Here is a 22,458-nt window from a genome sequence, read left to right as displayed (position 1 = left end):
GCGCAAGGGTGAAGATCGGACACACCCCGACCGTCTTTGTGATCTAGGGGTTTCAATCGACACCCACCCAGGTAGGGTCTGGAAGCGTCCAGCTCCCCTTGGAGGAGGTGAGGACCGTGGCAGCCCACGACGACGACATGAACCGCGGCATCCGCCCGGGACGAGGGTCCGAGGACCCGGCCGGGCAGATCGCCTACCTTGAGCAGGAGATCGCCGTCCTGCGACGCAAGCTCGCCGACTCTCCGCGGCACACGAGGATTCTCGAAGAGCGGATCGTCGAGCTGCAGACAAACCTGGCCGGCGTATCCGCACAGAACGAGCGACTCGCGAACACGCTCCGTGAGGCCCGCGACCAGATCGTGGCCCTCAAGGAAGAAGTCGACCGGCTCGCACAGCCGCCGGCCGGCTTCGGTGTCTTCCTGCAAGCCAACGAGGACGGCACCGCCGACATCTTCACCGGAGGCCGCAAACTCCGCGTGAACGTCAGCCCGAGCGTCGAACTCGACGACCTCCGGCGCGGCCAGGAAGTAATGCTCAACGAAGCGCTCAACGTGGTCGAGGCCATGGAGTTCGAGAGCGTCGGCGACATCGTCACCCTCAAGGAGATCCTTGAGGACGGCGAGCGCGCCCTGGTCCTCGGGCACACCGACGAGGAACGGGTCGTACGGCTCGCCGAGCCGCTGCGCGGCGTGAACATCCGCCCCGGCGACGCCCTGCTGCTCGAACCCCGCTCCGGCTACGTCTACGAGATCGTCCCCAAGAGCGAGGTCGAGGAACTCGTCCTCGAAGAAGTCCCCGACATCGGCTACGAGCAGATCGGCGGCCTCGGCGGCCAGATCGAGGCCATCCGCGACGCGGTCGAGCTGCCCTACCTCTACCCGGACCTGTTCAAGGAGCACGAACTGCGCCCGCCCAAGGGCGTCCTGCTCTACGGGCCGCCCGGATGCGGCAAGACACTCATCGCCAAGGCCGTCGCCAACTCACTGGCCAAGAAGGTCGCCGAAGTGACCGGAGTGGCCGCCGGCAAGAGCTTCTTCCTCAACATCAAGGGCCCCGAGCTCCTCAACAAGTACGTCGGTGAGACCGAGCGGCAAATCCGCCTCGTCTTCCAGCGCGCACGTGAGAAGGCCAGCGAGGGCACCCCCGTCATCGTCTTCTTCGACGAGATGGAATCCCTCTTCCGCACCCGTGGCTCCGGCGTCAGCTCGGACGTGGAGAACACCATCGTCCCCCAGCTGCTCGCCGAGATCGACGGTGTCGAAGGCCTGCAGAACGTGGTCGTGATCGGCGCCTCCAACCGCGAGGACATGATCGACCCCGCCATCCTGCGCCCCGGCCGCCTGGACGTGAAGATCAAGATCGAACGTCCCGACGCCGAAGCCGCCAAGGACATCTTCGGCAAGTACCTCACAGAACGCCTCCCGCTGCACTCCGAAGACCTCGGCGAGCACGGCGGCAGCAAGACGACCACGGTCCAGAGCATGATCCAGACCGCCGTCGAGCAGATGTACGCCGAATCCGAGGAGAATCGCTTCCTGGAAGTCACCTACGCCAACGGCGACAAGGAAGTCCTCTACTTCAAGGACTTCAACTCCGGAGCCATGATCGAAAACATCGTGGGCCGCGCCAAGAAAATGGCGATCAAGGACTTCCTCGAACACAACCAGAAGGGCCTGCGCGTCTCCCACCTCCTCCAGGCATGCGTGGACGAGTTCAAGGAGAACGAAGACCTGCCCAACACCACCAACCCCGACGACTGGGCCCGGATCTCCGGAAAGAAGGGCGAGCGGATCGTCTACATCCGCACCCTCATCACCGGAAAGCAGGGCGCGGACACCGGACGCTCCATCGACACGGTGGCCAACACCGGTCAGTACCTGTAAACGACAGGGCGGCTGCGGGTGCCCTCACCGGGTATCCGCAGCCCACTGTTTTTCCGGCCACCACCGGACCACAAGGCGTGCAAGGCAATGACGCAAATGATCTCCCCACCAGCGCAAAGGCGTTCTAGGCTCTTCCGTACCGCCGAGTCGCGCAGTGCGGGGACGGGCACCGCACACGCAACCGAGCGCCAGCGGTACTTGTGCGGCGCCCATGACCGAGGGTGCCGCCGGGCAAGGAGGGCCGCATGACCGTACGGCGAGTAATGGGCATCGAGACGGAGTACGGCATCTCCGTCCCCGGGCACCCCAACGCCAATGCCATGCTCACCTCATCCCAGATCGTCAACGCCTACGCGGCGGCGATGCACCGGGCCCGCCGGGCCCGCTGGGACTTCGAGGAGGAGAACCCGCTGCGGGACGCGCGAGGCTTCGACCTCGCCCGCGAGGCCGCCGACGCCAGCCAGCTCACCGACGAGGACATCGGCCTGGCCAACGTCATCCTCACCAACGGCGCAAGGCTCTACGTCGACCACGCACACCCCGAATACAGCGCCCCCGAGGTCACCAACCCCCGCGACGCCGTCCTCTGGGACAAGGCCGGCGAACGCATCATGGCCGAGGCCGCCGAACGCGCAGCCCAGCTGCCCGGCGCCCAGCCCATCCACCTCTACAAGAACAACACCGACAACAAGGGCGCCTCCTACGGCACGCACGAGAACTACCTCATGAAGCGGGAAACCCCCTTCTCCGACATCGTGCGCCACCTCACCCCCTTCTTCATCTCCCGCCAGGTCTTCGCCGGAGCCGGCCGCGTCGGCATCGGCCAGGACGGCCACGAACACGGCTTCCAGCTCAGCCAGCGCGCCGACTACTTCGAAGTCGAGGTGGGGCTGGAGACCACCCTGAAACGCCCGATCATCAACACCCGCGACGAGCCCCACGCCGACGCCGAGAAGTACCGCCGCCTCCACGTGATCATCGGCGACGCCAACCTCTCGGAGATCTCCACCTACCTCAAGCTCGGCACCACAGCCCTCGTCCTGTCCATGATCGAAGACAGCTTCATCGCCGTCGACCTCGCCGTCGACCAGCCCGTACGCACCCTCCACCAGGTCTCGCACGACCCGTCCCTGCAGCGCCTGGTCACGCTGCGCAGCGGCCGCACACTCACCGCCGTCCAGCTCCAGATGGAGTACTACGAGCTGTCGCGCAAATACGTGGAGGAGCGCTTCGGCGCCGACGCCGACGAACAGACCAAGGACGTCCTGAGCCGGTGGGAGGACACCCTCAACCGCCTCGAAAGCGACCCGATGAGCCTCGCCGGCGAACTCGACTGGGTCGCCAAGCGAGAGCTCATGGAGGGCTACCGCCGCCGCGACGGCCTCGACTGGGACGCCGCCAAGCTCCACCTCCTCGACCTCCAGTACGCCGACGTACGCCCCGAGAAGGGCCTCTACAACCGCCTCGCGGCACGTGGGCGTATCAAGCGGCTCCTGGACGAGGAAGCCGTCGAGCGGGCCAAGGCGACACCGCCGGAGGACACGCGCGCGTACTTCCGCGGCCGCTGCCTGGAGCAGTACGCCGACGACGTCGCCGCCGCCTCCTGGGACTCGGTCATCTTCGACCTGCCCGGGCGGGACTCGCTGCAGCGCGTTCCAACCCTCGAACCGCTTCGCGGAACGCGAAATCACGTCAAGGAGCTCCTGGACCGCTGCCGCACGGCAGAAGACCTGGTCAGGGTCCTGTCAGGCGGCTGACCTGACACCCGGAAGGTACCGGCCGGACAGGGTGGAAAACCCGGCCGCCGGGAATCATCGAGGTGGTCCCCGTACGTTGGAGAAACTACGGGGCCGATGTCAGACCCGGCTTGTAGGGTCTGATCATCACCGATCGGCAGGAAAGCCGACCTGTCGACCATGTCGGGCGAACTGAGCGGGGTGAGGGATATGGCAACCAAGGACACTGGCGGCGGACAGCAGAAGGCCACGCGCTCTACTGAGGAGGTCGAGGAGCAGGCGGCGGAGACGCAGGCTTCCGAGGACCTCAAGGAGCGCCAGGAGAAGTTGTCGGATGACGTGGACTCTGTCCTCGACGAAATCGATGATGTGCTCGAGGAGAACGCAGAGGATTTCGTTCGCTCCTTCGTGCAAAAAGGTGGGCAGTAAGCCGCATTTTCCTTCGAATCGAAGGTTCGCGGCTAGCGGGGGTATTGAGTGCAAGAAGATCAAGGTGTGAAGCGCTGTCCGCGGTGCGAGGAGGACAAGCCTCGGACAGCCTTCGCAAGGAACAAGGCGATGCGTGATGGGCTGCAGGTCTACTGCCGGGAGTGCGCGTCGGCGTACCACCAGGCACGGCAGGTGGCCAAGGGGCGCAACGTGCGGCCGCGAGTGGACGTGCCCGCAGGCCACAAGTACTGCCGCACGTGCGGCAAGATCAAACCGCACAGTGAGTGGACGCGGAATCGCAGCGCTTCGGACGGCTTCGCGACGCTCTGCAAGTCGTGCAAGGCGATAAAGGGGCGGGCGGGCCATCTCAAGCGGCACTACGGCATCACCGAAGCCGAACGCGACGAGATGATCGCCTCTCAGATGGGGCTCTGCGTGATCTGTCTGAAGGCTCCAGCCGTCCATGTGGATCACTGCCACAAGACGGGTAGGGTCCGTGGCGTACTGTGCTTCAACTGCAATTCGGCCATCGGCAAGTTGGGAGACGATCCCGACGCCGTCCGCCGGGCCGCCGCTTACTTGGAAGGAATCGCGTGGAAGCCAACACTCGTAGCACCGGGCGTCTACCAGCTGCCTTCCTGACGCCTGGGTCGTCCTCGTTCATGGACTTTCTGTCGGAGCATCAGCCGGAGCTGCTGCCCGGGAAGCGTCAACTGCCGCCCACGCAGGGCGTGATCGAGGCGCCGCACGGCACCACGATCGTGGCGGTGACGTTCCCGGGGGGAGTCGTGCTGGCCGGTGACCGGCGGGCGACCATGGGGAATGTGATTGCCCAGCGGGACATCGAGAAGGTGTTTCCCGCCGACGAGTACTCCGCTGTCGGTATCGCCGGCACCGCCGGTCTCGCCGTCGAGATGGTCAAGCTCTTCCAGCTGGAGCTGGAGCACTTCGAGAAGGTCGAGGGTGCGCAGCTGTCGTTGGAGGGCAAGGCGAACCGGTTGTCGACCATGATCCGGTCCAACCTGGGCATGGCGATGCAGGGGCTTGCGGTCGTGCCGTTGTTCGCCGGGTATGACGTCGACCGGGAGAAGGGGCGGATCTTCTCGTACGACGTCACGGGTGGTCGTTCCGAGGAGCAGGGGTACGCCGCCACCGGCTCGGGTTCGATCTTCGCGCGTGGTGCGATGAAGAAGCTGTTCCGTGATGACCTGAGCGAGCCCGAGGCCACGACGTTGGTGGTGCAGGCCCTGTATGACGCGGCTGACGACGACTCGGCGACCGGTGGTCCCGATGTCGCCCGCCGGATCTACCCGATCGTCACGGTGATCACCGATGACGGTTTCCGTCGGCTCGGCGATGACGAGTCCTCCGAGATCGCCCGTTCGATCCTGGAGCGGCGTCTGCAGCAGCCCGACGGCCCGCGGGCCGCGCTGCTGTAGCGGCGGTTCGGTCTTACCAAGGTGATCCTGTGACTTCGACAGAAAGGGACGGATAACCGGTGTCGACGCCGTTCTATGTCTCACCCCAGCAGGCCATGGCCGACCGGGCGGAGTACGCCCGGAAGGGCATCGCCCGTGGTCGCAGCCTGGTCGTGCTGCAGTATGCCGATGGCATCGTGTTCGTCGGCGAGAACCCGTCCCGTGCGCTGCACAAGTTCAGCGAGATCTATGACCGGATCGGCTTCGCGGCGGCCGGTAAGTACAACGAGTACGAGAACCTGCGGATCGGCGGTGTGCGGTATGCCGATCTTCGTGGGTACACCTATGACCGTGATGACGTGACCGCGCGTGGTCTGGCGAATGTCTATGCACAGACGCTGGGCACGATCTTCTCCTCGGCGGCCGAGAAGCCGTATGAGGTGGAGTTGGTCGTGGCCGAGGTGGGTGTGACGCCGGAGGGTGACCAGATCTATCGGTTGCCGCATGACGGGTCGATCGTGGATGAGCACGGTTCGGTCGCTGTCGGTGGTAATGCCGAGCTGATCAGTAATTATCTGGATCAGCGTCATCAGGACGGTATGACTCTCGCGGAGGCTCTGAAGCTCGCTGTGCAGGCGTTGTCCCGTGAGTCGAACGGTTCGCAGCGGGAGATTCCCGCGGAGCGGCTTGAGGTCGCGGTGCTGGACCGTACGCGTCCGCAGTCGCGCAAGTTCAAGCGCATCGTCGGCCGTCAGCTGGATCGGCTGCTGGAGGCCGGTGGGGCGGCCACCGAGGCGGAGAGTGCCGAGAACGGCGAGAGCTCCGAGGATTCGGACAGTTCCGAGGAGTAGCCCCCAGGTCCAGTTTCAGTTCTCAGTCTGTGCCCCGGCCCGATCTTTCGGCCGGGGCACAGGGCTTTTGGTGGTGGCTCTCAGGGGGCGCTGGGCGGCGCTGTGGAGCCTCGTACGACGAGCTCGACGGGAATGTCACCCGCTTCCGGTGCACGGCCTTCCAGGACCGCCAGGAGGGCTTGCATGCCCCGTTCACCGAAGAGTTCGGCGTCGAGGCGGACGGTGGTGAGTTCGGGGTCGATGGCGGTGGCGAGGGCGAGGTCGTCGAGGCCGGTGACGGAGATGTCGTCGGGGATGCGCAGACCGAGGCGGCGTGCGGCTTTGTAGGCGCCGGCGGCGAGTTTGTCGTCGTCGCAGACGATGGCGGTGGGGCGGGGGCCCTTGGCGGACAGCGCGGTCATGGTGGCGGTGAGGGCGCCGTCGATGGAGATGGGGGCGCTGACCGTGAGGAGCGAGGTGCCGGGTACCGCGCCGATCCGTGCGGCCAGCTCACGCGCGCGTGCCTCGAAGGTCCAGGAGGCCACGTCGGCGGCGAGGTGGAGGATGCGGCGGTGGCCGAGGCTCAGCAGGTGTTCGGCGACCTGTCGTACGCCGTCGGCGATGTCCAGGTTGACGGTGGCGGCGCCGAGGCTGCCTTCGGGGTTGCTGTCGAGCATGACGAGGGGAAGCTGGTCGCCGCGGATGGCGGTGAGGGCGTCGGCGGCCATGGAGGAGGCGATGACGCCGTCGAGGGCGGCCTGGGCGGAGGCGAAGGGGTCGCGGGCGGGGCCGATGCCTTCGGGGGAGGGGTAGAGGACGACTCCGAAGCCGTGCTGGGCGGCGACGCGGGCGGCGCCGGTGTAGACGCCGGCGAAGAATTCGGTGGTCAGGGCGGGGACGACGAGGAGTACGGTGCGGGTGCGGCCGAGGCGGAGGTTGCGGGCGGCGAGGTTGGGCCGGTAGCCGAGTTCGCGGGCTGCCTGGCGTACGCGTTCGGCTGTGGCCTCGGAGACGCGGCCGCGCCATTTGTCGCCGAGGACGAGGGAGACCGCGGCCTGGGACACGCCCGCGGCTTGGGCGACGTCCCGGCTGGTGGGGCGTGTGCTGCCGTGTGCCACCGTCGGCGTACTCCTTCGTCTGGACTCGTGAACAGCGCACATGGTACGTATGACGGACGACGTTATACGTAAAACTTCAGCGGAGGGGCGGCGCGGCCGATGACCGGCGCATACGTGGAGATCCTCAGGGCGAGGCATGCCGCCCGGTTGCTCGTGGGCACGCTGGTGGGCCGGCTGCCGAACGCTGTCGCCGCGCTCGCCATCATGCTGTTCGTGCGGGCGGAGGGCGGTTCGTACAGCCTGGCCGGGGGGCTGGCGGCCGTGTACGGGGTCGCCAACGCCGTGGGGCAGCCGCTGCTGGGGCGGCTGGTGGACCTGTTGGGCCAGCCGAGGGTGCAGCTGCCCGCCGCGGTCGCCTCGGCGCTGGCGATGGCCGTGTTCGCGTTCGTGGGCATCGGCCCGCTGCCGCTCGCCTACGTGGCCGTCGCGGCCTCCGGGTTGTTCACGCCGCCTCTGGAGGGCGGCCTGCGGGCGCTGTGGTCGTCGGTGCTCCCCAAGGAGGACCAGGTGCACACGGCGTACGCCATGGACGCGGTGGCGCAGGAGGTCATGTTCACCGTCGGGCCCTTGCTGCTGACGCTGTGCACGTCACTGTGGTCGGCGCAGGCGGCACTGCTCGTGCTGAACGTCGTCGGGGTGCTGGGCGCGCTGTCGGTGGTCGTGTCGGCGCCTTCGCGCGCGTGGCGTTCGGCGCCGCGTGAGGCGCACTGGCTGGGGGCGCTGCGTTCGCCGGGGCTGGTGGCGCTGCTGGGCGCGTTCCTGTTCGTCGGTGTGGCGATGGGGTCGATCGCGGTCGCGGCGGTGTCGTACGCGGACGACAACGGCGGTGACGCGGTGTACGGCTGGCTGATGGCGGGGCTGGGGCTGGGCGCGCTGGTGGGTGGCACGGTGTACGGGGCGCGGCAGTGGGGCGGGGAGCCGGCGCGGCGACTGCGGGTGCTGGTGGCGCTTCTGGCGGTGTGTTACCTGCCGCTGATGCTGATGCCGGGGGTGGTGGCCATGACGTTGCTGAGTGTGCTGGCGGGTGTGTTTCTGGCGCCGTGCATCGCGTGTGCCTTCGTGCTGGTCGACCGGCACGCGCCGCGTGGGACGGTCACCGAGGCTTTCTCGTGGCTTGTGACGACGTTCACCGTGGGCGCGTCGGTCGGAACGGGTCTTGCGGGGCCGGTCGTCGAGGCGGGCGGTGCCCTGTGGGGGTTTGCCGTGCCGGGTGCCGCGGGGGCCGTGTCGTTGCTGGTCCTGCTGGGCACCGGACGGGTCCTCGCAGCTCCCGGCAGGGGTGCGGTCGTTGCGGCTTCATCGGAAAATGATCCAAACCGTGCTGTCGAACCCCGTTTCAGCTCAGGGGATCGGGCGTAATGTTCAGTCATGGACCGCCGCATTTTCGGGCTGGAGAACGAGTACGGCGTCACGTGCACGTTCAGGGGACAGCGCCGCCTGTCGCCTGACGAGGTGGCGCGGTACCTCTTCCGCCGTGTCGTGTCATGGGGCCGCAGCAGCAATGTCTTTCTGCGGAACGGCGCACGCCTCTATCTCGACGTGGGCTCACATCCGGAATACGCGACACCCGAATGTGACAACGTGACCGAACTGGTCACCCACGACAAAGCAGGCGAGCGCATTCTCGAAGGACTCCTGGTGGACGCCGAACGACGCCTGCACGAGGAGGGAATCGCGGGCGACGTCTACCTCTTCAAGAACAACACCGACTCGGCCGGCAACTCCTACGGCTGCCACGAGAACTATCTCGTGGCGCGGCACGGAGAGTTCTCCCGGCTGGCGGACATCCTCATTCCGTTCCTCGTCACGCGCCAGTTGCTGTGCGGGGCGGGCAAGGTTCTGCAGACCCCGCGCGGGGCCGTGTACTGCGTCAGCCAGCGCGCGGAGCACATCTGGGAGGGCGTCTCCTCGGCGACGACCCGCTCCCGGCCGATCATCAACACGCGTGACGAGCCGCACGCGGACGCCGAGCGCTACCGTCGCCTGCATGTCATCGTGGGCGACTCGAACATGTCCGAGACGACGATGCTGCTGAAGGTCGGCGCGACCGATCTGGTGCTGCGCATGATCGAGGCGGGCACGGTGATGCGGGATCTGACCCTGGAGAACCCGATCCGGGCGATCCGCGAGGTCAGCCATGACATCACGGGCCGGCGCAAGGTGCGTCTGGCCAGTGGCCGGGAGGCCTCGGCGCTGGAGGTGCAGCGCGAGTACTACGAGAAGGCCGTGGACTTCTGTGAGCGCCGCGGCATCCGTACGGGGACGGTCGAGCAGGTCCTGGAGCTGTGGGGCCGCACGCTGGACTCGATCGAGGCGGAGGACCTCGACCGGATCGGGACCGAGATCGACTGGGTGATGAAGTACAAGCTCATCGAGCGGTACCGGGCCAAGCACAACATGACCATGTCGCACCCGCGGGTCGCGCAGATAGATCTCGCCTACCACGACATCCACCGGCGTCGTGGCCTGTACTACCTGCTGGAGAAGAAGGGTCAAGCGGCGCGTATCTGCAACGACTTGAAGATCTTCGAGGGCAAGTCCGTTCCGCCGCAGACCACTCGGGCCCGGCTGCGCGGCGACTTCATCCGCAGGGCCCAGGAACAGCGCCGGGACTTCACCGTCGACTGGGTGCATCTGAAGCTCAATGACCAGGCTCAGCGCACGGTGTTGTGCAAGGACCCGTTCCGTTCGGTGGACGACCGGGTGGAGAAGCTGATCGCGGGTATGTGACGACCCGTATGTGATCGGCATAAGTGAGCGTCAGGTTCCGCAGGAATTGCCGGAACGCAACACGGGCGCCGTACGTTTCCCGTACGGCGCCCTTCTCACGCCGTAGAGTTGCGCGCACGCCATCCACAAGATCGACTGATTACGAGGCCCCCACCGTGCGCCGTCGCTCACTCCTCATTGCCGTACCCGCAGGAATGGTCACGCTCGCCGCATGCGGCGACGACAAGGACGATTCGAGCAAGGCGAGCGACAGCGCGTCGCCGTCGACTCCGCAGGAGTCGGCAGCGCCGTCGCCGAAGATCGTGGACGGTCCGCTGCCGGCGATCACCGCGGGCACGAAGTTCGACGAGAAGCCGACGGTCGCCAAGGGCAGCGGCGATCCGTCGAAGGACCTCGCGGTGAAGACGGTCATCGCGGGCAACGGCACGACGGTCGTGGAGAACGACTACATCCAGGCCAACTACCTCGGTCAGATCTGGGCCACGGCCAAGGTCTTCGACAACTCCTACGACCGTAAGACGCCCCTGCTCATCCAGCTGTCCCAGGGCCGGATCATCGACGGCTGGCGGTATGCGCTGACGGGCAAGAAGACCGGCAGCCGCGTCCAGATGGCGGTGCCTCCGACCTGGGGTTACGGCGAGCAGGGTGAGCCGCAGGCCGGGATCAAGGGCACCGACACGCTGGTGTTCGTGGTGGACATCCAGGAGACGTTCAACACGAAGAGCTCTGCCAAGGGCACCGAGGTCGCGCAGGACAACACCGACCTGCCCAAGGTCGGCACCAACACCGACGGCAAGGCGCCCTCCCTGGACATCCCCAAGTCGGACCCGCCCAAGAAGCTGGTGGCGAACTACGTCATCGAGGGCGACGGCGACGAGGTGAGCGCCGAGAACACCGTGCTCGTGCAGTACAAGGGCCTGCAGTGGGACACCGGCAAGGAGTTCGACTCGACGTACGCCAACAAGCAGCTCGTGTCGTTCCCGCTGCAGAAGGTCGTCAAGGGCTGGTCGCAGGGCCTGACCGGCAAGAAGGTCGGCAGCCGGGTCCTCATCGTCATTCCGCCGGACCTGGGCTACGGCGACAACCCGCCGCAGGGCAGCGGCATCGCCAAGGGCGCCACCCTGGTGTTCTCGGTGGACATCCTGGCGAAGATGTGACACCGCCCCGGGTGATGAAAGACTGAGAACGTTGCCTTTTCACAACAAGCATGGAGCAGAAGACGTGAGCATCGACAAGCCCGAGATCGACTTCCCGGGCGGCGAGCCCCCGGCGGACCTGGAGATCAAGGACATCTGGGAGGGCGACGGCGCGGTTGCGCAGGAGGGCCAGACCGTCACCGTCCACTACGTGGGCGTGGCCTTCAGCACGGGTGAGGAGTTCGACGCCAGCTGGAACCGCGGTACGCCGTTCCGCTTCCCGCTGGGCGGCGGCCGTGTCATCAAGGGCTGGGACCAGGGCGTGCAGGGCATGAAGGTCGGCGGCCGCCGTCAGCTGACCATCCCGGCGCACCTCGCCTACGGCAACCAGAGCCCGACCCCGGCGATCAAGCCCGGCGAGACGCTGATCTTCGTCGTCGACCTGCTCGGCGTCTGAATCGTCGCGCGTGATCGGCGTACGACCGGACCCGATCCGGCGTGCGACCGGTCCCGACTACCTGGGGCCCATGCCTGTCCGGGCGTGGGCCCTCGGCTTTTGCCGTGCCACTGCGGGGCGGTACGGTCATCCGTCGTAAGCACCATAGGGAAGGCGAAGGGCGTCGATGGCCATTGCCAAGGCCGAGCGGCTCATGAACCTGGCGCTGTGTCTGCTCGGGACGCGGCGGCCGTTGAGCAAGCGCGAGCTGCGTGAGTCCATCGAGGCCTATCTCGAAGCGGGCAGCGACGACTCCTTCAACCGGATGTTCGAGCGCGACAAGGACGATCTGCGCGAGCTCGGCCTGGTCATCGAGACGGTGGAGAACCTCGACGGCGAGGTCGGTTATCTGGCCCGCCGCGACAGCAACCGCCTCCCGCCGATCGCCCTGGACGCCGAGGAGGCCGCCGCCCTGGGGCTGGCCGCGAAGGTGTGGCAGCAGGCCCGGCTGGCGGGCGCGGCCAGCGGCGCCCTGCAGAAGCTGCGTGCGGCGGGGCTGCCCGAGGACGTCGACCCGTATGAGGCGCACGGTGCGCTGGAGCCCCGTATCCCGGTGCACGAGGTCGCGTTCGAGCCGCTGATGCTCGCCTGCCGCGACCGCCGTCCGGTCGTCTTCGACTACCGCAAGGCCACCGCCGCCCGCCCCGAGACCCGGCATGTGGAGCCGTGGGCGCTGGAGTGCTGGCGCGGCCACTGGTATCTGGCGGGCTGGGACCGCGACCGGGGCGCCGAGCGGGTCTTCCGGCTGTCCCGGATCACCGGCAAGGTGCGCTCGCGCGGCACCCGTTTCACGGCCCCGGTGCCCGATGTCGTCACCGTGCGGGAGACCGTGGCGAGCTGGGCGGGGGAGACCGCGGACCGTTCCGCGCTGATCCGGCTGCGTACGGACGCCGGATACCCCCTTCGGGCGAAGGCCACCTCGGTGCGGGAACTCGGGGACGGCTGGGACGAGTTGGAGATTCCGTACGGCCATGGGCTGGATGCCTGGCTGGTGGAGTTCGGGCCGGATGTGGTGGTCCTGGAGCCCGCGGAGCTGCGGGCCGACGTGGTGGACCGGCTGCGTGCCGTGGCCAAGGGCTGAGGGGGAGCGGGAAGACACAGTGGCAGGCAAACCGGTCAGGCCCGTCAACGCCATCGACCAGACCCGGCGGATGCTCTCCCTGGTGACGTATCTGAAGGAGCGTCCCGGTGCCCGCGTGGAGGACGTCGCGCGTGCCTTCGGGATCTCCGAGGACGAGCTGGTCTCCGACCTCGATGTGCTGCCCATGTGCGGCACCAGTTTCCGTGGCGGCGACCTCCTCGACATCGACACCGACGGCGAGCGCATCTGGTGGCACAACCCTGACGCCCTCGGGGCGGAAACGGCCGAGCCGCTGCGCATCGCCGCCGACGAGGCGACCGCGCTGCTGGTGGCCGCGCGGGCGGTGTCCACACTGCCCGGGCTGCGGGAGAGCGACCGGCAGGCACTGCTGCGGGCGACCGCGAAGGTGGAGGCCGCGGCGGGCGAGGCGGCCGGTGCCAGTTCCCGGCTGTCGGTGACGTTCGAGGCCGAGGGCGGTGTCTTCGCCGACGTCGACCGGGCGATCTCCGAGCGCCGGCGGCTGTGGATCCGCTACTACTCGCCGGCCCGCGACGAGGTCACCGAGCGTGAGATCGACCCCATCCGCCTGGTGAGCGTCGGTCACACCTATGTCGAGGCCTGGTGCCGGCGCTCCGAGGCGCGCCGCACCTTCCGGCTCGACCGGGTCGCCGAGATCAAGATCCTGGACGAGCCGGCCGCGCCGCCCGAGATCGAGCTGCGGGACCTGTCCGAGGGGCTGGTGCAGCCCGCCGCCGAGGACCCGGAGGTCGTCGTCGAGGTCGGTCCGGGCGGGCGCTGGGTCGCCGAGTACTACCCGCACGACAGCGCGGATGAGCTTGCCGACGGCGGGCTGCGTATCTCCCTGCGGACGCCCGACCCGGCGTCGCTGCGGCGCCTGGCGCTCCGGCTCGGCCGCGACGGCCGGATCGTGTCGCCGCCCGAGCTGGCCGACAGCGCCCGCCGGGCGGCCCGCGAGGCGCTGGCGGCGTACGACGGCATCGAGGCACAGGACGCTCACGGGGCGCACCCGGTGCGTGACGGACAGTAGGGTCAGGCAATTGGGCAGGCAGTCGGACCAGCAGTGCGACAGGCGGGAGCAAGGGCTTTGAGCGAGTCGGCGACGTCCGGGGTGCGTGAAGTGACGGTGGCGTCCGCGTTCGCGGGGATGAGAAGTGTCACCCCCGTGGTGTTCAAGGCCGGTTGCCCGGACTGCCGGGGCAGCTTCGAACTCGGCGCGAGCGCCCTCAGACTCGCCATCGGCGCGACCAGCCGGACGACCTTCTACTCCTTCACCTGCCCCGACTGCGGCACCTCCGTCCGCAAGCCGGCCGGGGAGCGGATCGTCGAGCTGCTGACCGGCGGCGGGGTCAGCACCCTGCGGCTGCACTCCACGCTGTAGGACGGTCTAGGCTCGGCGTCATGTTCTGGCCGATGTTCGCGGTAGCTGTGGGTTTCCTGGGTCTCGTCGTACTCGGCGTGCTCGCCGTGCGGGTCTTCCTGGAGGCGCAGCGCCTCGGCAGGCAGGTCTCGGACTCGGCCCGACGCATCAGTCGGGCGGCCGACGACCTGGAGCGGGCGACCGTCAGCGCGGCCCGGGCTGTGGACTCGCTGTAGTGCGCTCAAGGATTGGGTGTGAGTCCTTCGCCGTGTGCGTTTTGGGCCACTTCGCCCTGTCAACCTGCTGCCCCTGCCAGGTACGCTGCTGAACTGCGGCCCGAGAGCGAGGCGCGGGTCCGCGGACTGGGAGTATGCACAGGGATTGTCCTGCGTTCACCCCTGAGCGTTACGATCCCTGGCAGCACGGTGGTCGGATGAATGTCCGACCTGCCGGGTATTCGGACCATGTCGCCTCGGTGAAGAAGGTATACAGCTATGGGTAGGCTCGGCCCCACCGAGATCATTCTGATCCTCGTCGTCATCATCCTGCTGTTCGGCGCCAAGAAGCTCCCGGACATGGCCCGCTCCCTCGGCAAGTCGGCCCGCATCCTCAAGAGCGAGGCCAAGGCGATGAAGGACGAGGACAAGTCCGCCGCCCCGGCCGACCCGCCGAACAACACCGGCGACCAGCAGCCCCCGGCTCAGCGCACCATCCAGGCCGCCCCCGGCGACGTGACCAGCTCGCGCCCGGTCAACGAGCCGACGGACACCACCAAGCGCTGACGCAGGGCCGGACGCCTCCGGCCTCCGCACGAGATGAGGACGTGGGTTGCTCAAGTCTGCCCGCAAGAAGGAGAAGGATCCCGAGGGGCGGATGCCCCTCGCGGAGCACTTGCGCGAGCTCCGCAACCGGCTCGTCAAGAGCTTGCTCGCGATCCTTGTCACGACGATCGTCGCGGCCTTCTTCTACAAGGACATCATTCAGTTCTTCACGGATCCCATCCTCCGAGCGGTGGGATGCGAGTACAGCTTCGCGGAGCTGGCCAAGGACCCCAATACCACCCAGTGCGCCCGTATCGTGCAGAACGGCCTGCTGAGCCCGTTCACCCTGGCCCTCACGGTCGCCCTGTCGTCGGGTGTGGTGATGGCCACCCCGGTCTGGCTCTACCAGCTCTGGGGCTTCGTGGCGCCCGGCCTGCACCGCCACGAGAAGAAGTACAGCCTGGCCTTCGTGGGCGCGGGATTCCCGCTGTTCCTCATGGGCGCCTACTTCGCCTACTGGTCGCTGCCCAAGATGGCGTCGGTCATGCTCGAATTCTCGATCATCGGCAGCGACAACCAGTTGCCACTCGATGACCTCCTGCATCTGATCATGCGGATGATCGTCGTCTTCGGCCTCTCCTTCGAACTGCCGTTGCTGCTGGTGATGCTGAACTTCGGCGGTGTCCTGTCCGGCCAGAAGATCGCCGGCTGGTGGCGCGGGATGATCATGGGCATCACGGTGTTCGCGGCGGTCGCCACGCCCAGCACGGACCCGATCTCCATGCTGGCGCTCGCCGGCCCCATCTGGGTCCTGTACTTCGCCGCGGCCGGTATCGCCCTGCTCAACGACAAGCGCCGCGCCCGCCGCGCGGCCGAGGGTCCCGCCGACGACGAGGCCTCCGACCTGGACCTGACCCCCGAGGACATCGGCGAGGTCGAGACGGTCTCCGCGAGCCGTGCGCTGCCCGAGCAGGCGACATCGGAGCGGGACCGGGTCAACGGTTACGACGACGTCACCTGAGACGACCCCGAGCACATGTGACGGCGGCCCGGACGGCATGGTCCGGGCCGCCGTCGCGTGCGGGGCGGCCGTGTGCCGGACGGCCGTGAGCTGTGCGGATCCCCGGTTTGCGGGGAGGCGATCCGGATATTGATCGTCCTGTTGTCAGTGGGGCCCGGTACGCTCGAAAGCACGATGACAGAGGACCTCTCACCGGCCGAGCGGTACGCGGCAGCACGCAGGCGCGCTGTCGAGCAGGCCACCGCGCTCGCCTCCTTCCGCGAGATGTACGACTTCGGCCTCGACCCCTTCCAGATCGAGGCGTGCCAGGCGCTTGAGGCGGGCAAGGGCGTGCTGGTGGCGGCGCCCACCGGCTCAGGCAAGACGATCGTGGGCGAGTTCGCCGTCCACCTCGCCCTGATGCAGGGCAAGAAGTGCTTCTACACCACGCCCATCAAGGCGCTGTCGAACCAGAAGTACGCCGACCTGTGCCGCCGTTACGGCAACGGCATGGTCGGCCTGCTCACCGGCGACAACAGCGTCAACCCCGACGCCGCCGTGGTCGTGATGACCACCGAGGTGCTGCGGAACATGCTGTACGCCGGGTCGCAGACCCTCCTCGGCCTCGGCTATGTGGTCATGGACGAGGTGCACTACCTCTCCGACCGGTTCCGCGGCGCCGTATGGGAAGAGGTGATCATCCACCTTCCCGAGTCGGTCACCCTCGTCTCGCTGTCGGCGACCGTGTCCAACGCCGAGGAGTTCGGCGACTGGCTCGACACCGTCCGCGGTGACACCGAGGTGATCGTCTCCGAGCACCGGCCCGTGCCGCTGTTCCAGCACGTGCTCGCCGGGCGGCGGATGTACGACCTGTTCGAGGAGGGCGAGGGCCACAAGAAGGCCGTCAACCCCGACCTCACCCGGCTGGCCCGGATGGAGGCCCAGCGGCCGTCGTACCAGGACCGCAGACGCGGGCGCGCCATGCGCGAGGCCGACCGGGAGCGGGAGCGCAGACAGCGCTCCCGGGTGTGGACGCCGGGGCGTCCCGAGGTCATCGAGCGGCTCGACGCCGAGGGCCTGCTGCCCGCCATCACCTTCATCTTCAGCCGCGCCGCCTGCGAGGCCGCCGTACAGCAGTGCCTGTACGCGGGACTGCGGCTGAACGACGACGAGGCGCGGGAGAAGGTGCGTGCGCTCGTCGAGGAGCGCACCGCCTCCATCCCGACCGAGGATCTCCATGTCCTCGGCTACTACGAGTGGCTGGAGGGCCTGGAGCGCGGTATAGCCGCTCACCACGCGGGCATGCTGCCGACCTTCAAGGAGGTCGTCGAGGAACTGTTCGTGCGCGGCCTGGTGAAGGCCGTGTTCGCCACGGAGACGCTCGCGCTCGGCATCAACATGCCCGCGCGGTCGGTGGTGTTGGAGAAGCTCGTCAAGTGGAACGGCGAGCAGCACGCCGACATCACCCCGGGCGAGTACACCCAGCTGACGGGGCGTGCGGGGCGGCGTGGCATCGACGTCGAGGGTCATGCCGTGGTGCTGTGGCAGCGGGGGATGAGCCCGGAGCACCTCGCGGGGCTCGCCGGCACCCGGACCTATCCGCTGCGCTCCAGCTTCAAGCCGTCGTACAACATGGCGGTCAACCTCGTCGAGCAGTTCGGCCGGCACCGGTCGCGTGAGCTGCTGGAGACGTCCTTCGCGCAGTTCCAGGCCGACAAGTCGGTCGTCGGGATCTCGCGCCAGGTGCAGCGCAACGAGGAAGGGCTCAGCGGTTACAAGGAGTCCATGACCTGCCACCTCGGGGACTTCGAGGAGTACGCGCGGCTGCGCCGCGAACTCAAGGACCGCGAGAACGAGTTGGCCCGGGAGGGGGTGGCGCAGCGGCGCGCGGAGGCCGCGGTCGCGCTGGAGAAGCTGAAGCCGGGCGACGTCATCCATGTGCCGACCGGCAAGTACGCCGGTCTCGCCCTGGTGCTGGACCCCGGGCTGCCCGCCGGGCGGTCCAACGGTCACCGCGGCTTCGAGCACCACGACGGGCCGCGCCCGCTCGTCCTGACCGCCGAACGGCAGGTCAAGCGGCTGGCGTCCATCGACTTCCCGGTGCCCGTCGAGGCGTTGGAGCGGATGCGGATCCCGAAGTCCTTCAACCCGCGCTCCCCGCAGTCCCGTCGGGACCTCGCGTCCGCGCTGCGCACCAAGGCCGGGCACATTTCGCCGGACCGGCAGCGCAAGCGGCGCTCCCAGGCGGCCGACGACCGTGAGATCGAGCGGCTGCGCAAGGCCCTGCGCGCGCACCCCTGCCACGGCTGCAACGACCGTGAGGACCACGCCCGCTGGGCCGAGCGCTACCACCGGCTGCTGCGGGACACCTCGCAGCTGGAGCGCCGTATCGAAGGCCGCACGAACACCATCGCGCGGACCTTCGACCGCATCGTCGCGCTCCTGACCGAGCTGGACTATCTGCGCGGCGACGAGGTCACCGAGCACGGCAAGCGGCTCGCCCGCCTGTACGGCGAACTCGATCTGCTGGCCAGCGAATGCCTGCGGGAGCGGGTGTGGGAGGGCCTCGGCCCGGCCGAACTGGCCGCCTGTGTCTCGGCGTTGGTGTACGAGGCGCGGGTCGGGGACGATGCGATGGCTCCGAAGCTGCCGTCCGGCAAGGCCAAGGCCGCGCTCGGCGAGATGGTCCGGATCTGGGGGCGGCTGGATGCCCTGGAGGAGGATTTCCGGATCAACCAGACCGAGGGCGTCGGGCAGCGTGAGCCCGACCTCGGCTTTGCCTGGGCCGCGTATATGTGGGCCAGCGGCAAGGGGCTGGACGAGGTGCTCCGGGAGGCCGAGATGCCGGCCGGGGACTTCGTGCGGTGGTGCAAGCAGGTGATCGACGTGCTGGGGCAGATCTCGGCGGCTTCTCCCGTGGAGGGGTCGACTGTGGCGAAGAATGCGCGGAAGGCTGTGGAGGGGCTGCTGCGAGGGGTTGTCGCCTACTCGTCGGTGGGGTGAAAGGCATGAAGTCATCGGAGGATGATCAGTTGCTGCGTCGCTCGGGTCATCGCCACGTAGCGGTCCACCGCTCCCTCGATTCCCTCGCCGCACTTCTCCGGGGCCACCAGGACGACCAGGTCGAACTCCAGCCCCTTCGACAGCTCCGGAGTCAGTGACCGGACTCGTTCCGTCGGCTGGAAGCCGGGGTCGCCGATCACGCAGGCGACCCCCTCGGCATGAGTCGCCAGCCAGGCCGCCAGGATCGCGTCGCGGTCCGACACGGAACCGTGGACGACAGGGAGGCCACCGCTGCGGATCGACGTCGGCACGTTCGCGTCGGGCAGGGCTGCGCGGATGACCGGCTCGGCCTCGGTCATGATCTCTTCCGGTGTGCGGTAGTTGATGCTCAGGGAGGCCAGGTCGATCCGGTCGAGGCCGATCCGGTTCAGGCGTTCCTGCCAGGACTCGGTGAAGCCGTGCCTGGCCTGGGCGCGGTCGCCGACGATGGTGAAGCTCCGGGACGGGCAGCGCAGCAGCAGCATCTGCCATTCGGCGTCGGTGAGTTCCTGGGCCTCGTCCACGACGATGTGGGCGAACGGGCCGGCGAGCAGGTCCGGGTCGGTGGTGGTGAGTTCGGACTCGTCGACCAGGCTGACCTGGGCGTCCTGGCCCCGCAGCATCGTCACCAGGCCCTCGCCGTCGTCGGTGTCGGCGCCGGAGGAGGACGTCGCCTCGATGAGGTTGTCGACCACTCGGGTCATGCGCTCGCGCTGGGCGGCGAGGATGCTCGCGTGCCGGCGCCGGCGGCGGGCCTCCTCCGGGTCGCCGAGCCGTTGCCGGGCCGCGTCCAGGAGCGGCAGGTCGGACACCGTCCAGGCCTGAGGGTCGGCGCGCTGGAGCTTCTGGACGTCGTCGCGGTCCAGCCAGGGCGCGCACATTCGCAGGTACGCCGGCACCGACCACAGGTCCGAGACGAGGTCGGCCGCTTCGAGCAGGGGCCACGCGCGGTTGAAGGCCGTGAGCAGCTCCCTGTTCTGCCGCAGCGACCTCAGGACCAGCTCCGTCGAGACCTCGCCGTCGTCCCCCGAGGCGTCACCTCCGTGCTTGTCCACCAGGATCGTGAGCAGCTCCTCCCAGACCTGCTCGCGAGCCTCGTTGTGCGGCGTACCGGGTTCCGCCGCGTCGAACGCCGTGGCCCAGTCGCCGGCGCTCAGCCGGACGTCGGACCAGTGGGTCGTGACCGTCATGCCCTTGGCGGGCGGCTCCTCGTAGAAGCGGACGGCCTTGTCGATCGCCTTCACCAGCTCCGCGGACGACTTCAGACGGGCCACCTCGGGGTCGGCCTCGACCTCCGCCGTCGCTCCCTCGGCGACGAGGTCCCGCAGGATGCAGGTCTGCACGCCCTCCTCGCCGAGGCTGGGCAGGACATCGGAGACGTAGGCCAGGTAGGGCCGGTGCGGGCCGACGAACAGGACGCCGCCCCGACGGTGACCGAGACGGGGGTCGGCGTGCAGGAGGTAGGCGGAGCGGTGCAGGGCGACGACCGTCTTGCCCGTGCCGGGGCCGCCGTCCACGACGAGTGCGCCGCGTGATCCCGCGCGGATGATGGCGTCCTGGTCGGCCTGGATGGTGCCGAGCACATCGCGCATCCGGGGCGACCGGTTGCCGCCCAGACTGGCGATGAAGGCGGACTGGTCGTCCAGTGCGGCATGCCGTTCGAGTCCGTCCGGGGTGAACACCTCGTCCCAGTAGTCGCCGATCCGGCCGTCGCTCCAGCGGTACCTGCGGCGGCTCGCCAGCCCCATCGGGTTGGCGTGGGTGGCGCCGAAGAACGGCTCGGCCGCGGGGGAACGCCAGTCGACCAGCAGCCGGCGGCCCTCGCGGTCGGTGAGGCCGAGCCGTCCGATGTACACGGGCTCGGCGTCGTCCGCGCCGACCATGTGGCCCAGGCACAGGTCCAGGCCGAAGCGGCGCAGTGCGCGCAGACGCGCGGTCAGCCGGTGGACCTCGGTGTCCCGGTCCATGGCGTGCCGGCCCAGGCCGCCGGGCGCCCTGCGTGCGGCGTCGAGCAGATCGGACACCTCGGCGATCGACTGCTCCAGGCACTCCCCAAGCGCCGCGAAGTACCGCTCGTCGTCGGCGATCAGCGCCGGGTCGGCCTTGGCGGACAGGCGGTCGGGCAGGGCGAAGGCGCTGGTGGTCAGGGGGTTCACAGAGAGTGGCTCCGATCTGCGGTGGGGCGCGTTTCCCGGCCGATCAGTTCGAGCAGCAGCTTCGCCGCCGTCGCCGCGCCGTCGGTGCGCATCGCGGCGGCGACGGCGGCGGCTCGGGTACTGGTCTCGGGGGTCAGGGCCACCTTGAGGGCGGCCGACAGGGACTCGAAGGTCGGCGTCGGGCCGTCGTGTGCCGCGCCGATGCCCAGCTCGGCCACCCGGCCCGCCCAGTACGGCTGGTCCACCAGCTGGGGGACCACCACCTGAGGTGCCCCGGCCAGGGCGGCCGTCGTGGCCGTGCCCGCGCCGCCGTGGTGGACGACGGCGGCCACGCGGGGGAACAGCGCCTGGTGGCTGACGTCGCCGACGACGAAGCAGTCGTCCCGGTCGTCGATCAGCGCCAGGTCCGCCCAGCCGCGTCCGACGAGCACACGACGGCCCTGCGCGCGGACCGCCTCGACGGCCACCCGGGCGACATCCGTCGACTCCCGCATGGGCATGCTGCCGAAGCCGACGTACACCGGCGGCGCACCGGCCTCCAGGAACTCCACCAGTTCGGCCGGCAGCGGGCGCTCGTCCGGCAGGATCCAGGCGCCGGTCTGCACGACACCGAGGTCCGCCGGCTCCTGCCAAGGGCCCAGCACCGGGTCCGCCGCCAGCCACGGACGGTCGGTGAAGACATGGCTGATGACGTCGTCCACCGGCGGGCGGCCGACCGACTCCCGCAGAGCGTCGATCCCCGGGCCGTACAGGGTGTTGAAGCTCTGGGCGTTGAAGTCCCACAGCGCCCGGTTGTCGGTCACGTCCGCGGGGAGCGGACGGCCGGGCAGCGGGTGCGGGGCATGGTGCGGCGACGGCAGCATGGTCGGGAAGCAGGCGACGTACACGAAGGGGATGCCCAGATCGGCGGCCACCTCCCGCGCCCCCGCCACGGCCGGGACCAGGCCGGTCGCCACCACCGCGTCACATCCCTCGGCCGCCGCGGCGACCACCTCGTACTGCGCTGCGGCCAACGCCGCCGCCCGCCGCGGCAGCCCCTCCGGCGTCGGCGTCTTCGTCCCGGTCACCAGCGTGCGCACCGGGTCGGCGGCCGGGACCAGCTCCACCCCGACACGGGCCAGCAGCTTCGCGAACTCCTCGTCCGACGGCGCGCACACCCGCACCTCCACGCCGAGTTCCCGCAACCGCACCGCCAGCGCCGCCATCGGCTGGACGTCCCCGCGCGACCCGTACGTCGACAACAACACCCGCACTGTGTGACCCC

20 protein-coding genes are annotated in these 22,458 nt (G+C 68.8%); 17 read left to right on the top strand and 3 right to left on the bottom strand.

Going from position 1 to position 22,458, the window contains the following annotated elements:
• Window positions 1-116: 116 nt before the first annotated feature.
• From arc to prcA, 6 genes are all read left to right on the top strand, one after another.
• Window positions 117-1,883: a proteasome ATPase gene (gene arc, locus ACFWYS_RS41020; RefSeq protein ID WP_384781032.1), complete on the top strand. Its 1,767-nt coding sequence runs from the start codon at window positions 117-119 to the stop codon at window positions 1,881-1,883.
• Between the two features lie 245 nt (window positions 1,884-2,128).
• Entirely contained in the window at window positions 2,129-3,640 is a 1,512-nt protein-coding gene (gene dop / locus ACFWYS_RS41015) for a depupylase/deamidase Dop (RefSeq protein WP_384781029.1), read from the top strand.
• 189 nt (window positions 3,641-3,829) lie between these two features.
• Window positions 3,830-4,048: a ubiquitin-like protein Pup gene (locus ACFWYS_RS41010; protein WP_019757212.1), complete on the top strand. Its 219-nt coding sequence runs from the start codon at window positions 3,830-3,832 to the stop codon at window positions 4,046-4,048.
• Between the two features lie 129 nt (window positions 4,049-4,177).
• Window positions 4,178-4,690 (top strand): endonuclease VII domain-containing protein, encoded by a 513-nt coding sequence (locus tag ACFWYS_RS41005; RefSeq protein WP_384781026.1) that lies wholly within the window; start codon window positions 4,178-4,180, stop codon window positions 4,688-4,690.
• A complete protein-coding gene (gene prcB / locus ACFWYS_RS41000; protein ID WP_384781023.1) occupies window positions 4,642-5,487 on the top strand; it encodes a proteasome subunit beta in 846 nt (281 codons plus the stop codon). Before ACFWYS_RS41005 ends, prcB begins: the two co-directional genes overlap by 49 nt.
• A 59-nt stretch (window positions 5,488-5,546) precedes the next feature.
• Window positions 5,547-6,317, top strand: coding sequence for a proteasome subunit alpha (prcA, locus tag ACFWYS_RS40995; protein WP_384781020.1), 771 nt, complete (start codon window positions 5,547-5,549; stop codon window positions 6,315-6,317).
• An 80-nt stretch (window positions 6,318-6,397) separates the two neighbouring features.
• Here the strand turns inward: prcA and ACFWYS_RS40990 are convergent, their stop codons facing one another.
• The gene (locus ACFWYS_RS40990; protein WP_384781017.1) at window positions 6,398-7,414 is read right to left on the bottom strand and encodes a LacI family DNA-binding transcriptional regulator; all 1,017 of its coding nucleotides are present in this window, start codon (window positions 7,412-7,414) and stop codon (window positions 6,398-6,400) included.
• A gap of 99 nt (window positions 7,415-7,513) precedes the next feature.
• Here ACFWYS_RS40990 and ACFWYS_RS40985 point away from each other — a divergent pair, with 99 nt between their 5' ends.
• The 11 genes from ACFWYS_RS40985 to ACFWYS_RS40935 all read left to right on the top strand — a co-directional run bounded on the left by ACFWYS_RS40985 (window position 7,514) and on the right by ACFWYS_RS40935 (window position 18,999).
• Entirely contained in the window at window positions 7,514-8,773 is a 1,260-nt protein-coding gene (locus tag ACFWYS_RS40985; protein WP_384781013.1) for an MFS transporter, read from the top strand.
• 9 nt (window positions 8,774-8,782) lie between these two features.
• Window positions 8,783-10,144: a Pup--protein ligase gene (gene pafA, locus ACFWYS_RS40980; protein WP_053192758.1), complete on the top strand. Its 1,362-nt coding sequence runs from the start codon at window positions 8,783-8,785 to the stop codon at window positions 10,142-10,144.
• Window positions 10,145-10,299: 155 nt separating this feature from the next.
• On the top strand, window positions 10,300-11,301 hold the full coding sequence (locus ACFWYS_RS40975; protein ID WP_384781009.1) for an FKBP-type peptidyl-prolyl cis-trans isomerase: 1,002 nt from the start codon (window positions 10,300-10,302) through the stop codon (window positions 11,299-11,301).
• A gap of 64 nt (window positions 11,302-11,365) precedes the next feature.
• Window positions 11,366-11,737: an FKBP-type peptidyl-prolyl cis-trans isomerase gene (locus ACFWYS_RS40970; RefSeq protein ID WP_384781006.1), complete on the top strand. Its 372-nt coding sequence runs from the start codon at window positions 11,366-11,368 to the stop codon at window positions 11,735-11,737.
• A 166-nt stretch (window positions 11,738-11,903) separates the two neighbouring features.
• Window positions 11,904-12,857: a helix-turn-helix transcriptional regulator gene (locus ACFWYS_RS40965; RefSeq protein ID WP_384781003.1), complete on the top strand. Its 954-nt coding sequence runs from the start codon at window positions 11,904-11,906 to the stop codon at window positions 12,855-12,857.
• A gap of 19 nt (window positions 12,858-12,876) precedes the next feature.
• On the top strand, window positions 12,877-13,905 hold the full coding sequence (locus ACFWYS_RS40960) for a helix-turn-helix transcriptional regulator (protein ID WP_384781000.1): 1,029 nt from the start codon (window positions 12,877-12,879) through the stop codon (window positions 13,903-13,905).
• Window positions 13,906-13,962: 57 nt separating this feature from the next.
• Window positions 13,963-14,256, top strand: coding sequence for a hypothetical protein (locus ACFWYS_RS40955; RefSeq protein ID WP_384780997.1), 294 nt, complete (start codon window positions 13,963-13,965; stop codon window positions 14,254-14,256).
• Window positions 14,257-14,276: 20 nt separating this feature from the next.
• Window positions 14,277-14,471 carry a hypothetical protein gene (locus ACFWYS_RS40950; protein ID WP_384780994.1) on the top strand — a complete coding sequence of 65 codons (195 nt, stop codon included), beginning with the start codon at window positions 14,277-14,279 and terminating at the stop codon, window positions 14,469-14,471.
• 258 nt (window positions 14,472-14,729) lie between these two features.
• Window positions 14,730-15,017: a Sec-independent protein translocase subunit TatA gene (tatA, locus tag ACFWYS_RS40945; protein ID WP_384780991.1), complete on the top strand. Its 288-nt coding sequence runs from the start codon at window positions 14,730-14,732 to the stop codon at window positions 15,015-15,017.
• 46 nt (window positions 15,018-15,063) lie between these two features.
• On the top strand, window positions 15,064-16,017 hold the full coding sequence (gene tatC, locus ACFWYS_RS40940; protein WP_384780988.1) for a twin-arginine translocase subunit TatC: 954 nt from the start codon (window positions 15,064-15,066) through the stop codon (window positions 16,015-16,017).
• Window positions 16,018-16,146: 129 nt separating this feature from the next.
• Window positions 16,147-18,999, top strand: a complete 2,853-nt coding sequence (locus ACFWYS_RS40935; RefSeq protein ID WP_384780985.1) for a DEAD/DEAH box helicase — start codon at window positions 16,147-16,149, stop codon at window positions 18,997-18,999.
• Window positions 19,000-19,010: 11 nt separating this feature from the next.
• Here the strand turns inward: ACFWYS_RS40935 and helR are convergent, their stop codons facing one another.
• A complete protein-coding gene (gene helR, locus ACFWYS_RS40930) occupies window positions 19,011-21,194 on the bottom strand; it encodes an RNA polymerase recycling motor ATPase HelR (protein WP_384780982.1) in 2,184 nt (727 codons plus the stop codon).
• The gene (locus ACFWYS_RS40925) at window positions 21,191-22,447 is read right to left on the bottom strand and encodes a glycosyltransferase (RefSeq protein WP_384780979.1); all 1,257 of its coding nucleotides are present in this window, start codon (window positions 22,445-22,447) and stop codon (window positions 21,191-21,193) included. The genes helR and ACFWYS_RS40925 overlap by 4 nt, the downstream gene beginning before the upstream one ends.
• Window positions 22,448-22,458: the final 11 nt, after the last annotated feature.

It is taken from the genome of Streptomyces sp. NPDC059010 (genome assembly GCF_042740355.1).
GTDB lineage: Bacteria > Actinomycetota > Actinomycetes > Streptomycetales > Streptomycetaceae > Streptomyces.
Note: the sequence above shows the minus strand (reverse complement) of the source record. Positions and strands in the feature narration are given on the sequence as shown.

What these genes read in the sequence shown, in the direction of transcription:
- dop (WP_384781029.1), top strand. Translation starts at nt 2,129, where the DNA reads ATGACCGTACGGCGAGTAATGGGCATCGAGACGGAGTACGGCATCTCC.
- ACFWYS_RS41010 (WP_019757212.1), top strand. Translation starts at nt 3,830, where the DNA reads ATGGCAACCAAGGACACTGGCGGCGGACAGCAGAAGGCCACGCGCTCT.
- ACFWYS_RS41005 (WP_384781026.1), top strand. Translation starts at nt 4,178, where the DNA reads ATGCGTGATGGGCTGCAGGTCTACTGCCGGGAGTGCGCGTCGGCGTAC.
- ACFWYS_RS40985 (WP_384781013.1), top strand. Translation starts at nt 7,514, where the DNA reads ATGACCGGCGCATACGTGGAGATCCTCAGGGCGAGGCATGCCGCCCGG.
- pafA (WP_053192758.1), top strand. Translation starts at nt 8,783, where the DNA reads ATGGACCGCCGCATTTTCGGGCTGGAGAACGAGTACGGCGTCACGTGC.
- ACFWYS_RS40965 (WP_384781003.1), top strand. Translation starts at nt 11,904, where the DNA reads ATGGCCATTGCCAAGGCCGAGCGGCTCATGAACCTGGCGCTGTGTCTG.
- ACFWYS_RS40950 (WP_384780994.1), top strand. Translation starts at nt 14,277, where the DNA reads ATGTTCTGGCCGATGTTCGCGGTAGCTGTGGGTTTCCTGGGTCTCGTC.
- tatA (WP_384780991.1), top strand. Translation starts at nt 14,730, where the DNA reads ATGGGTAGGCTCGGCCCCACCGAGATCATTCTGATCCTCGTCGTCATC.